Genomic DNA, 13,027 nt, shown 5'->3' with positions numbered 1-13,027 from the left:
CCGACATAACGCGGCGGCAGGTTCCTGCCGTCGCATGGATTGAACATGCAGGTGGCTTGGCGGATCATGGCTCAGGATATGGATTTGGCGCTTAATGCCTATCGGCATGGCGCGTTTGAAAAGGCTCTGGGCCATGCGCAGGCGGCAGCCAGGCAATTGGCGCTGGCCGGAAAAGCCGGACAGGCCGAAATGCTGGCCGCCAATATCCATCTGAAGCTCGGCCAGAAGATCGAGGCGGCGCAAGCCTTTGCCCGGTCGGCAGCGGGTTTGCCGGAAAAGCGCGCCGAATTCCTGAAATTCGCCGCCAAGCTCTATCTGACCGAGCGGCGGGCCGATCTGCTGGAGAGCATTGCCGTTGCGGCAGCGCGCGCCAATGCAGACGATGCGGGTTTCGTCAGCGATATCGCCAATATGCTGCTGGGGGCAGGCATGCATCCGCCACTGGATGAACTGGTGCCGCTTCTCGATCTGACCAGTAACTGGCATTTACAGATCGTCATCAACCACTATCAATTGATCCGCAAACCGGAAAAACTGAAGCCGATCATTGAACGGCGCTATGCGGAAAATCCCGAGGACAGTTTTGTTGCGGTCAATTATTTCATGTTCTGCCGCTCCAACCTGGTCTTTCCGGTCGCAAGGCAATGGCTTGAGATGATGAAGTCACCCGAGGACCCGCTGACGGCGGAAATTCTCTATCGCGACCAGCCTCTGTCGCGCTGCTATTGGAGCGACGATCAGGCGGTGATCAACGGTCCTTGCGGCGGCACTGACCTGCTTCAGCGCAATGTGGGTACTGCGATGCCGCGGCGCGCAGTTCGTCCTTTGGGCGAAAAACTCAAGGTCGGGTATCTCTCCTCGGATCTGACCATCCATGCCACCATGTATCTCCTCTACGATGTCTTTCTGGCCCATGACCGCAGTCGTTTCGACATTACTTTCTTTTGCCATACGCCGCCTGGTCAGGCCGCCATCCAAAAGACCTGGGACCCGGTGCTGCAATCGGAAATCATCGCTGTCGGCCAGATGAACAATGACGGGATTGCCCAGGACATCAGCCGGCGCGGTATCGATATTCTCATCGACCTGAAGGGACACACGGCGGGCAACCGGCTTGCCGTCGTCGCTCTCTCGGATGCGCCGGTCAAGGCCAGCTGGATCGGCTATCCCGGCTCGGTGCGCGGTGCGGGGTTGGATTATCACATGACCGACCTCATCGTCACACCTGACGATGCCAAGCCCTGGTTTGAGGAAAAGCTCTGCCGTCTGCCGGAAACCTATCAGGGCAATTGCAGCGTGACCAAGCCGCTCCCCAAAGCCTTGAAGCGGGCCGACCACGGGCTGCCGGAAGGAGCCTTCGTCTTTGCCTCCTTCAATTCGCCCGCCAAGATCAGTCCGCTAAGTATCGATTTATGGGCCTCCATCATGAAAGCCGTGCCGGACAGCCTGTTGTGGATATTGTGCAGCGGGTCGCAATTGCAGGCGAATTTCGCTGAGGAATTCGCCCGGCTCGGCATTGGCCGCGAGCGTATCGTCTTTGCCGAGGGGGCGGATTATCCCGATCATCTGAGCCGGGTGGGCCTTGCCGATCTGGCGCTCGACACTTTCCCCTATAACGGCCATACGACGACATCGGATCTGCTCTGGGGCGGACTGCCGGTCCTGACCAAAAAAGGCCTAAGCTTTGCTTCGCGGGTATCCGAGAGCTTGCTTACGGCCATCGGACTGCCCGAACTGGTAGCGCGGGACGAGGCGGATTTCATTGAAAGAGCTGTAGAGTTCGCCGCTCACCCCGAAAAGATCGTCGCCCTGAAACAGAAGCTCGAAGCGAACCGCCGCAGCAAGCCTTTGTTCGATACCGAGCGCTTCACCCGGCACCTGGAAAGCGCTTATGAGATGATGGCGGCTCGGGCCAGGGCTGGGCTTGCGCCTGACCATATCGACGTGCCGGCCCTGCCGATCCGGGCAATGCCTTTCCTGAGTGGGCCTTTCTAGAGTCTGAAAGGTTGAGATTGAAGCAGGCAGACTTGCGGTCGCATCGTCGTACCCGGGTATTTGTACTTTTTATAAAACGCACGGCGCCGTAAAAATCTCGCCAGCTTGTTTAGGGATGCGCCCTGTCGCATTCTGCGCTAATCAAACAGGGTCCCCAAAACATCTAAGGCCTCGCCATCATGACCAATCCCATTACCGTTGAAGTCACCCGTGGAAATCGCGTCGAAAGCCGCCATCATGGCGTGGCCGTGGTGGTGGATGGCGATGGCCAGGTGGTGTTTTCCGCCGGAGATATCGAGGCGGGTGTGTTTCCGCGCTCGGCCTGCAAGGCCATGCAGGCCCTGCCCTTGGTGGAAAGTGGTGCGGCGGATGCCTATGGGTTTGGTAACAAGGAATTGGCGCTGGCCTGTTCCTCTCATTCCGGTGAGGACGAGCATGTGGTGCTGGCGGCGCTGATGCTGGCCAGGGCCGGGCTGGACGTGGATGCGCTGGAATGCGGCGCCCATTGGTCTTTCGATCAGAAAACCCTGATCCATCAGGCCCGCACATTGGAAAAGCCGCAGGCGCTGCACAATAATTGCTCCGGTAAACATGCCGGTTTCGTCTGCGCCTGCGTGCATGCTGGCTATCAGGTCGAAGGCTATGTGGAATACGATCATCCCCTGCAACGCGATATCCGTGCGACCATGGAAAGCCTGACGGGCGCCGTGCTTGACCGCGACCATTGCGGCACCGAAGGCTGCTCGATCCCCACCTATGCTGTGCCGCTGAAGGCGCTGGCCCATGGTTTTGCCAGGATGGCGACGGGGCAGGGGCTGGAGCCAGTGCGCGCCAAGGCCTCCAGACGGCTGATCGATGCCTGCATGGCAGAGCCTTATTACGTGGCGGGTACCGCACGCGCCTGCACGAAGATGATGCAGGTCGCCCCGGGGCAGATCTTCGCCAAGACCGGTGCCGAAGGGGTGTTTTGCGCCATTCTGCCGCAACAGGGCCTGTCGATTGCGGTCAAGGCGGATGACGGCACAACGCGCGCCGCCGAGGCGATGGTGACGGCGCTCCTGGCCCGCTATTTCGAAAAGGACAGTCCCGAGCGGCTGGCGCTGCTGGCCATGGCCAACAAGCCGATGCACAATTGGACAGGCCGCCATGTCGGTGATGTCAGGGTGACGGACGTGCTGTTTTCCTGATCCGACGCATCTTCATGCTCTGACGATGGGCATATCCTGACGACTGGTCACGCCTGAAAAAGCGCGATCCCGGTCGCCTGATAGGGGGTAAGCCGCGCCGCCTCCACGCTGGGTCCGACGATCAATCCCGAAAGGGCCGGCAGCGGCAGGATCTGGCAGGGCGACAGTGTATCCAGCTTTTCTGCGGTCAGGCAGAGATAGGTTTCCGCACTGACCGAGGCGATCAGCCGCTTGATCGCCGCTTCCTCGGCATCGCCGGTGGTGACGCCATGCTGTGGGTGGATGGCGGTGGCGCCCAGGAAGAACAGGTGCGGGCGCAGCCTTGCAATCGCCTCCGCCGCCACGGCACCCACCGCCACCATCGAATGCCGATAGAGCCGCCCGCCGATCAGGATAACCTCGATATCGCTGCGCCTCTCCAGCTCGACGGCAATGGTCGGGCTATGGGTAATCACCGTCAGGCCGAGATTTTGCGGTAGCAGCCGGGCAATTTCGGCATTGGTGGTGCCACCATCCAGAAAGATCATCTGCCCCGGCTGAACCAATGAGACGGCACGGGTTGCCAAAGCCTGTTTCTCGCTGCCCGCCCGGCTTTTCCGGGTCGAGAAATCCGGCAGGTCCGGCGAAAGCGGCAGCGCACCGCCATGCACGCGGGCCAGCAATCCCACTGCTGCCATGTCGCGCATGTCACGGCGAATGGTGTCCTCCGACAGGTCAAGTTCAGCGGCGAAATCCTTGGCGATCACCCGCCCGTCGCGTTGTAGCCGGGAGAGAATGAGAGCCTTGCGTTGATGAGTCAGCATTGCACGAAATTACCTGAAAATTTACATACCCATCTATATCAACGATTTTGACTCGACTCTCAAGATAAATCATGCAGATTTATGGATATTCGTGCAGTTTAATGGAGAGAAAAATGCTGATTTTGATTGCAGGCCCTTATCGCTCAGGCACGGGTGACGATCCGGTGAAAATGGCGGCCAACCTCAAGGCATTGGAGGCCCCGTCCTATGCGCTGTTTCAGGCCGGACATGTGCCGATGATCGGGGAATGGGTGGCGCTGCCGATCTGGCACGCAGCGGGCGGCACGGCTGTCGGCGACGCGCTCTATGAGGAGATTTTCCATCCGGTCGCGGGTCGGCTGCTGGCGCTTTGCGATGGTGTCTTGCGCTTGCCTGGAGCGTCCAAAGGCGCGGACAACGATGTGCGGATTGCCAATGTAGCTCGCCGCGAACTTTCGGAATTTTGACACGACGAATCGGAAAAATGAAAATTCCAGAACTTCTGTCAAAAGCGATTCACGATCCTCTTCGCCGCCGTTGGATCCATCTAACAAACATCAACCGTTGAAAACTAGCGTGATTACAAAGGAAACAGGCATCTGGTGAAGGCTGGATCCGAAGGAGACGCCTCCTCCAGCAGGCACCTTTTCACTGGACTATCTTTAATGATCAGCACCAGATCAGTAGGAAAACCCACGGCGTGCGCAGCAAGCTGGCGAGCATATTTCGTAAGGGAGATGGCCCAAGTATCCAGTGCGGCCACCGCGAAACGCCCCTGCGTTGTGAGCTGTACCTGAAGCAGTGCGGTTGCCTGAGTATGAACGCTTGGATCTGGTCCAAAAGCAAAGGCTTTGCCAGGACCTATCGCAGATCCAAAATCGCCCAACTGGAAATTAAGCCAATGAACTGAACTCAAACCGTTGGCGTTCACCCCAGCTAGGAAAAGATATAAGCCCGGATCTTTTGCTCCCACAGGAAGCAAAGCCAAACATCCCTGATAAACCTTGCTGCCGAGAGTTCGCGTGTGAGCGGCGAGCTCCTCAATACACATGTCCTCAACGCCCGGCAGGCCGGTCAAATCGTCCCAGAGACGATCTGCAGTGGGGCCATAGCCTGCCTTTGCACCCCATACTCGGTCATTGATCCTTCTAACCTTGCTGGCAAATCCAGCCGGCTGAAGGGTGAAATACTCATGGCGAAGCTGATCGCCGCCGATCACCGCACAGTCTTCGAAAGCACCCGCAAAAATGACTGTCATGAGTGATCCTCTGGCGCCGGACGCGACTTTTCAGTTCCCGACTACACCGTTATCTATGTGCCGTTGACTGAGACTGCACTAATCGATGGTATGAAGCCACATTGAATGCCCTTCAAACGAGCTGCAATTTACCTTGTCCAAACTTAAAATACCACTCAATGGCTTAGGAACCGAACCACCCGTATCGCACGCATTTGCGACTCGACTCTTATTTAACGACGTGCTGATATGAGCCCCGGGTTGGGGGGTATAAAATGCACATTAAAAACGTCCATATCTCTGGAGCCAAAGTTGGCATCAAAACAGAGGGACCGATAACTGGGAAATTCGAAAACGTTAGGTTCACCGACGTTGAACAACCCTACGATATTTCTGGCGCTTCCAAAATTGAGATGAGCGGCACACGTGTCGAAAATTCGCCACGCAGCAAAAGTGCAGGATCAACAACATCGCGGATCGGCTATACTGGCCGTAATGGCCCGCCCTTGCCTGCCCTTTGCCCGCAGTGCAAATCCATTTTTCCGTCAAAGAGCTATGACATCGGCAGTTCCGAGTTTTATGGCTTTGATAATGAAGAGATCTGCCAAAATCCCGAATGTGGTTATGAGCATGCAAAAGTAGCGACTGGCCTGTTCAACCTTGCTAAAGAAGTTATCGAAGTCCTTAAGGCCGAGCCTCTCACATATGCCATGCTTGCCGCAATCAGTTCCGCTGCCACGGATTTTTTAGAAGAGCACGCTAATGAGGTAACGACTGTTGCAAGGATTAAAGAACAAAATCCAAAGCTAGCTGACATATTTTGTAAGTTTTTAAATGCTGGGGGAGCGGCTGGAACCTTAGTAACCCTATGGTTCATGATTTTCCCCACGCATCTTACGAATGTAAAGAACTATTTAGGTTCGTCGGAGCCTAATTATCGTCGCACGTCCGAAATCGAGCGCGTTTGCCTTGAAAGTTTTGGCGAAGCTTCAACGTGCAAGTTCATTATCACCTCTGGGGGTGATAGTAATGCGGATATCAACGGGTTCCCTCGCCAAAATCAAAAAGATGAAGACAACCAAAGCGAAGCCGCAGAGAAACCCAGCGAGCGCCGAGATAACCGCCAAAACAGAGAACCAGAGCTTCCTCAAACAGGTCCAACACCGAAGCCACGGGGTAGCCCTTAGCGGTTTCTGGCCCACTACTGTAGCTTTGCACCAGCTAGTTCTCATATAAAGCTCCAATCTTGATGAAGCGGTCGGATCAAATGGTAGCCATTAGGTTTCAGCAGAGCTGCTCGATAGGCTGCGAGAATCTGATTTTCGCTCATTGACCATGGCATGGAAACATCAGTTAACGGGCCGTACCCTCCCATTCTGATAGCGACGCCCGACCGAGAGGCATCCTCTTCAGTCCAAGCCTTTAAAAATGCTTCAGCTGCTATTTTCCCGGCAGCGTAAGCGTTGATCGCTTCCACGCCGTTGCCTGTCTCGATGCCAAAAGAACTGGTAAAAATCACACGGCGATATGGTCGGTGCAGAAGCCGCATGAAAGACTGGAAATCCTCCCAGAATGGCTCCATCCGATTATGCGGTGGCGGCGAGGTCGCACACCAGATCGCAATATCATGCAGCGAGGCAGGAGCCGTCAGCTCGTTGTCGGTATCAATCGTCACTACCGACTGTCCCATTCCCTGTAAATCCGCGACAACCAGCCTGCCGATCTTGCCGAACGCCCCATGAACGGCGATCATCAGAACGACCTCCCGATTTCGCGCACGACCGACCCCTCGGCAAAGGCTCTGAATGTCATCATCCCGCCGTTGGGCATCGTCACGCTTGCCGCCCCCTTCAGAAGCAGAGTTGAACCATGTTCAATGGTGGTGTTGGCATCCTTGGCAAGGACGGTCCAGGTTTGGCCAGCAAACCAGTTGGTGAACGTCGTGATCGTCGTCGCCGCTGTATTGGCCGTGGTGAAATACCCCCAGATCGCGCTGTTGACCGACGGCGTTGCAGCGTTAGCAGCAAAGGCTTCTTCGCCGGCCGGCCGGATATTTCGAAAATCGTTAGACAGATGATTTGACTTGTCCGTGGCAAACGCAACTGCGGGATTACCGGCGTTTCGAACATCGTCGATTGTGTTGTTGTCGTTGCCGGTACCGGAAAAGACCACCATGTTGTCGATGGTGCTTGCGCCTGTGTGCCGTCGCAAGCCTCTAATTTTGTTGTGATCACTTCCCGATGCCAGTTCAACACCCCAGAACGGGCCAGACGCGCCAGTGTTGCCGAATGTGATGTCATCGATCTGCATGCCGTTGCAGTTTTCCAACCTTATCCCACGGAAATCGACAGCTGAGCCGCTGATCTTGTAGATGTCGAGGTTTTTTATAAACCCGACATGCTTTGCATAGAGATCGATGCCAGCGTTATAAGCATTGATATGACCATGTGCGATCTGGCACCCCGCCTCGGCGGCCGGTGTCCTGTATTTGATGCCCGTGTTTGACGACAGGATCGTAAAATGCGTGAAGATGATTCCTTCATCATCCCCTGCATCTTGCCCGAAATTCGCGCCAGTCTGAAAGCCGTGTAGGCCAACGTCGTAAAACTTGCTATCCGTGCAGTTCTTCGTGAGGATGCCTGCTGTTCCGATAACGGTTTCACCAGCGGTCAATGTGCGACCAAAACCGTAGAGACCACTGACGGACGAGTTCCAGCAATTTTCAAGGTCGAGCAACACGTCCCAGCAGTCGCTGAAGACATCGACCCCAACAAATTCCAGATCTCGGATCACCGGTCCGCGCCAGAGCGATGATGCCAGTACAGGCTGGCTGATCTTGACGCCTTTACCGGTGCCCTTACCTGATGTCCTCATTCGGATGCCTTGCAGATAAGCGGTCACAATCTGGTCTGTGAACGTCAAATCAAGGCCAGGACTTCCCACGGTATCGGGCCATATAAATTCAGAAATCGGCGCTCCGCCGCCTAAGATCCTTACGCTTTTGTTGCCGGATCTGGCATAGCGCGACGACATCAAAAATGACCCGTCGGGTTTTACGGGGATGTTACGAGCCTGAGAATAGGTAATCGCGTCATCGAGCGCCTGGACGGCATCCTGCGTACCGTCGTTTTTGATGTCGAGATCTGCGCATAGACGAATTTCTCGCGCGTCAGCACGGATGAATGCACCGCCGCCGATGGCCGGAGCATACAGACCACCGTCACTGGCAATAACCGGTTTTGTATTGCCGGCCGCCGCCTTTGCTTGAGCAGAAGTCGCAAAGTCGCTGGAGGACAGGATATCACGTAATTTATCGACAATCGGTCTCGCGATCTGCCCAGTGGCGCCGGCTGTGTAGATGGTGAGGCTCTCAGCTGTCTCTTTCGCCTGAACCGCCTGATCACGCGCGGTTTCCGCTTGCGTGACCAACACTGCAACGTCTTCATCCGTAATCAATCGGAACGTAGAGCCGAAGATCTTGCCAGCCATGACCATGCCAGACGCCAGCGCGCTGGCGTCTGTCCCACGATTGGTTTTGATCGTCAGTGCCGCGCCATCATTGAAGCTGATCGTGGCCGGTTCGCCCGTCGTTGCCCGAAACAATTCGACAAGAATGAACATCTCCTCAGACACCGGTATCGTCGTTGTCGCCTTGACAGCATTTGCTGTGCCGGCGCCGGCATCCTCGGCTGTCAAAAACGAGTAGGGCAATGGCAGCGCCCATTCCCAGGTCGTACCGGTCCACCGCCAGATGCCATTATTCGCAGCGGTTGCGTCTTCATAAACCCAGGCACTGATTTTGCTCGCCAAGGCAGAGGCGGCGAGATCCGCATAGGTCTTGAACAACGGAGCCTGATTACCAAGCAGATTAATCGGGCTTGTCCCGGCAAGTTGCTTGGCAAGATCGGTCACCGTTTGGAGACGTGACGAGCCTTTACGGTTGCCAATGATGGTATCCAGCAAGCCGGTAGCCGCGACATTGGGGGATCTGACGCCGAGATCGGTCATGGACGCTCCTATCGAACCGAGATGGTGAAGGGACCGGTGATCGGTCCGCTCACGCCGTTCGCGTTCCGTGGCTCAAGCCACAGGTAATTGGTGCCTTGCGGCAGACAGGTGGATGTTTCGAGATAGAGGACGAGGTTATCGACCTGACCGGAGAAGGCCTCGGTGGCAGCAAGCGCCAGAGCGGTATTGCCGCTCAATGCCTGCACGCTCTCGCGGATCGTCGCGGAGGCGGATCTGTTGCCCGCAAACACTGTCGTTCCGCCCGTCAGCTTTGGCTGGATCGAGCCGGCCGATCGGGTCAGTTCGTAGCTGAGGCGATAATTGGCACCGGCCGTCAGCGTCACGGCCTGGCTGATGGTGCCGGCCGAACCGGAACTGTGAACCGCCACGCCGGATGAAACCGTCCAACCGTCGCCAAGTGTCCAATTGCTGGAGCTGTCAAAGCTACCATTCACCAGCAGGTTGGAGCGGGTCGCGTCACCCACGGCAACGGTATAGGACCGCGACGCCTCGACCGCGATCGGCGCACCAATCGCATCCGTGGTCGTTTCCAGGTCGTTGACGGTCGAGCAATAGATCTGGACGGCAGATGTTGCTGCGTCATCCGTGGTCTGGATGACGATGGTCGCACCGCCCAGGATTGCCACGACATCGATATTGCCGGACGGCAATTGTACCGGCGTGGCCCCGTCGTCCGCGCCGATCGTCACCGTGACGGGCAATGAAAAGGCGCTGATCAAACCGGTTTCACCTATTGCTGCCACCCGCACCTGGACGACATCGCCGGTCACATAGGATGTGACCAGCACCGCACCATCGCCCACGCCAAAATCAATTGGCGTCCATGCCGTCGTGCCAGATTTGCGATGCTGGAGCCGATAGGCCACCGTCACCACATTGCCGACACCCGGGGAGGCAGACACACTCAATCCACCAGAGATCTCGGTGCCGACAACGCCGGTATCGATCGACGTGATGGCGGGCGTTGGAGGGGCGCTGCTGGATGTTTCCACATCGGCACCCGCCCGACCGGACCATGCCGGTGCCACCTCTTCGTCGGTCAGTTCGTCGATAATTGGCGCGGCGTTGACCAGGCGCAAATGGGAGGACATGTCTTCGCCGGCCTCGACCCGCGTGACGATCATCGGCAGGCTTTCGGAGGTCAGCAAGCCGACATGCACAAGCGTTCCGATCGTCGGAACGATGCTGGGGTTCTGATCGGCCATGACGACGGTCCTGCCAGTGCCCACCACCGTGAGCAACGTCACCAACACGCTGACGCCGATCGTATCGTCCTCGTCTGCAAAATGCCGAAACCGCAGGCCATAGGTCAGGCCGGAGGTCATCTCGACTTCGCTGTCCAGCTCGATGGTGCGGCCAATGACATCGAGGACGCGGGCCGCGACCTGTGTCCGTTCCAGAACGTCATAGGAGGTCATGACCAAATCGCCGCGTGTCGCCACGCTGATCGGCCCGTCCTGGACCGCCTCATAGATATCGATCCGATAGAGCGCCTCGTACATACGCCGGCGCGCCTCGATCCAGATCTCATCCGGATTGGTCTTGCCGGGCAGCTCCAAGGCTTCCGTCAGCGTGATCGGTCCCGAATGGCCGGGCCATGGCACGAGCCGTTCGTTCTGTTTGTAATCATAGGTCTGGTCGAAGAACTTGATCCGAAACCCATGCGGCGGATCAAAATACGTGCGGCTCGCCTTGAAATTCGAGGAGTTGCGCGGGTTGATATGGTCGATGACCAGATCCTGCGGCCGATCCACGATCACACTCCAGCGAACACCGTCATAGCGCGATCGTGCCCGACCAGCCCCGGCGATGTCGTCCAGGCGCTCCCGCAGCGTGCGATCATCGTCATGGACGGCGTTGTATTCGAGGCCTTTGGATGCGCAGAAGACGTGCCAATCGGCCAGCGCATCCAGATCGATCTCGCTATCGGACACCCGTTTCGGATTGGAGGCCGATTGCAGGCAGTAGCGATAGAGCGAGGCCGGGTTGTTGGTCTCGCGACCTATCCATGTGCCGGTCGCGGCATCCCAATCCAGGCAGCGGCGCGATGCAATGATGTTGAAATTATCGAGCTGGCCATTCAGCTGATAGGTCGCCTTGACCCGCATGGAAATCATCGCCAGCGGATAGGGAAAGTCGATCGGATATTCCGGTCGGATCGTCTGCAAGGCCACCCATGTCGTGCGGCTCTGGTAGTTCGACTTGGTATGCTCGTCCGTCATCCGTGTGACTTCGATGTCGTAGCGGCCGCGAGTCGCGAAAGACCAGGTGTATTGCCGATAGAAGGCTTCGAGCTTCTGGCTGGTGATCGTCATCGTGGTGACCACGACATATTGATCGTCGGCGGCATTGGCGGGTTTTTGCCGGATCCGGATCTGCACCGACAGGTTCTTCTTATCGCCCTCGTCATCGACACGGCCGAGGCCAGCCGGAAAGCCGATGATCACCGAACCTGCAGAGGCATCGGCACCCGTGGTGCGGACGACGGGATCTTCCTTGGCAGCGCCGCTGATCACCTTTCCCTGGTCGTTGCGGGGCCTTTCACGTGTCAGCTCGACGCCGAGGGACAGTTCATAGACCTGCCGATAATAGAGCGTGAAGGTGCCATCGCTGGCGAGACCTTCGTGGGTCTCGATCGTCAGCTCGTCATATTCATCAATGCTGGTGTCGCCGATCCAGAACTCAGACAGCGCCACGCCATAGTCGCCGCCATAGCCAACCAGAAAGATCGAGCGCAGATATTGGATATTGCCGACGATTTCAGTGTAGCTGGTGGCGGCGAACGGCGGCGCGAACCGGATCTTGCCGTAGACTTCGGGAATGACGCCGTCCGGATCGAGATTGTTGCGCCAGCCGTTGATGTAATAGGTGGTCTTGTCCTTCTTGTTGCTGGCGGGCGGAATGAGCGCGTTGATCAGCAGATTGCCAAGCACGGTCAGACCAAGCGTGATGCCGCCAGCGACGACTGTCGCCGTCGTGCCAGTAAGAGCCATGGCGGTTGCCCAGTATTGCCCGATGGCAGCGGCGGCGATGGCCACGACGATAGTCAGAACCGACCGGAGGGCGCTCTTGCCCGGCACAAGCCGGATGACGACACGCACACCGACATAGGGCCTGACCCGGTGCCAGTAGCGCTGTTCGATCACCGCAGAGCCACGCTCACTGACCAGCACCACGCGCAACAATGCCAAATCATGATCGGACAGGCCCGGCATGGTCACGCCGATGATCTCGGCAATGGTCAGGCCTTCGGGCAGTTCTTTGGAAATGCGGCCGACTGAAGGATCGAGAAACGGCACGGCCAAAACAGGAATGGTCATGCCGCCACCTGAAGCCGTTCGAGGTGCCTTAAAAACCGCTTCAAACGCGGTTTCCAGACCCCATTGTCGTAACGCTCAAGCTTGGCCTGGTCCTCACCAACGACATGCAACATCAGTCCCGGCCGCACCACGACACCGACATGCGTATCGAACCGGCCTCGCCGAAAGATTGCGAGATCGAACTCGGCTGGCGCTGCCACTTCATTCCAATGCGCTGCACCCTGTTCGCGCGCAAACAGCGCCTCAATCTCCGCAGCCTCATCGATCGAGACGAAGTCTCCGACATAGGCGGGCAGTTGGATGGCGAGCTGCTCGCCATAGACCAGGACAGCCAGCGTCCAGCAGTTCACGCCCTCACGGGTTTTGCCGTGTGGGGCATGCGGGATGCCGATATAATCTTGGGACCAGTGCGCCATTGCCAACCATGAAAAAGGCCGAGAAGTGACCCGGCTGGATTGGAGGCATCATCGCGCGAGA

10 protein-coding genes are annotated in these 13,027 nt (G+C 57.4%); 4 read left to right on the top strand and 6 right to left on the bottom strand.

All coding sequences use genetic code 11. The annotated features are described in order from the left end of the window. The first annotated feature begins 45 nt into the window (after positions 1-45). Together V6582_RS05935 and V6582_RS05930 are read left to right on the top strand one after the other, a co-directional pair. Positions 46-1,995 (top strand): hypothetical protein, encoded by a 1,950-nt coding sequence (locus tag V6582_RS05935; RefSeq protein WP_156631626.1) that lies wholly within the window; start codon positions 46-48, stop codon positions 1,993-1,995. 179 nt (positions 1,996-2,174) lie between these two features. Next, positions 2,175-3,182, top strand: coding sequence for an asparaginase (locus V6582_RS05930; RefSeq protein ID WP_156631625.1), 1,008 nt, complete (start codon positions 2,175-2,177; stop codon positions 3,180-3,182). Positions 3,183-3,229: 47 nt separating this feature from the next. Here V6582_RS05930 and V6582_RS05925 read toward each other — a convergent pair whose 3' ends face one another. Further along, positions 3,230-3,985: a DeoR/GlpR family DNA-binding transcription regulator gene (locus V6582_RS05925; RefSeq protein WP_156631624.1), complete on the bottom strand. Its 756-nt coding sequence runs from the start codon at positions 3,983-3,985 to the stop codon at positions 3,230-3,232. Positions 3,986-4,098: 113 nt separating this feature from the next. Between V6582_RS05925 and V6582_RS05920 the strand changes: the two genes are divergently transcribed. After that, positions 4,099-4,431 carry a DUF4406 domain-containing protein gene (locus V6582_RS05920; protein WP_156631623.1) on the top strand — a complete coding sequence of 111 codons (333 nt, stop codon included), beginning with the start codon at positions 4,099-4,101 and terminating at the stop codon, positions 4,429-4,431. A gap of 113 nt (positions 4,432-4,544) precedes the next feature. On the opposite strand, the gene V6582_RS05915 is transcribed toward V6582_RS05920, so the two are convergent. After that, positions 4,545-5,222, bottom strand: a complete 678-nt coding sequence (locus V6582_RS05915; protein ID WP_156631622.1) for a hypothetical protein — start codon at positions 5,220-5,222, stop codon at positions 4,545-4,547. 254 nt (positions 5,223-5,476) lie between these two features. Between V6582_RS05915 and V6582_RS05910 the strand changes: the two genes are divergently transcribed. Beyond that, positions 5,477-6,388 (top strand): hypothetical protein, encoded by a 912-nt coding sequence (locus V6582_RS05910; RefSeq protein ID WP_156631621.1) that lies wholly within the window; start codon positions 5,477-5,479, stop codon positions 6,386-6,388. A 41-nt stretch (positions 6,389-6,429) separates the two neighbouring features. Here V6582_RS05910 and V6582_RS05905 read toward each other — a convergent pair whose 3' ends face one another. From V6582_RS05905 to V6582_RS05890, 4 genes are read right to left on the bottom strand one after another with little or no spacing between them, the layout of a single operon-like run. Further along, the gene (locus V6582_RS05905; protein WP_156631620.1) at positions 6,430-6,954 is read right to left on the bottom strand and encodes a hypothetical protein; all 525 of its coding nucleotides are present in this window, start codon (positions 6,952-6,954) and stop codon (positions 6,430-6,432) included. Next, positions 6,954-9,209: a hypothetical protein gene (locus V6582_RS05900; RefSeq protein WP_156631619.1), complete on the bottom strand. Its 2,256-nt coding sequence runs from the start codon at positions 9,207-9,209 to the stop codon at positions 6,954-6,956. The genes V6582_RS05905 and V6582_RS05900 overlap by 1 nt, the downstream gene beginning before the upstream one ends. 8 nt (positions 9,210-9,217) lie before the next feature. Then, positions 9,218-12,550 (bottom strand): TipJ family phage tail tip protein, encoded by a 3,333-nt coding sequence (gpJ, locus tag V6582_RS05895; RefSeq protein ID WP_156631618.1) that lies wholly within the window; start codon positions 12,548-12,550, stop codon positions 9,218-9,220. Further along, positions 12,547-12,966, bottom strand: a complete 420-nt coding sequence (locus V6582_RS05890; RefSeq protein WP_156631617.1) for an NlpC/P60 family protein — start codon at positions 12,964-12,966, stop codon at positions 12,547-12,549. Before V6582_RS05890 ends, gpJ begins: the two co-directional genes overlap by 4 nt. Positions 12,967-13,027: the final 61 nt, after the last annotated feature.

Origin of the sequence: Agrobacterium vitis (assembly GCF_037039395.1) — a bacterium.
Classification (GTDB): domain Bacteria; phylum Pseudomonadota; class Alphaproteobacteria; order Rhizobiales; family Rhizobiaceae; genus Allorhizobium; species Allorhizobium vitis_E.
This window is presented reverse-complemented; position numbering and strand designations above follow the sequence as displayed.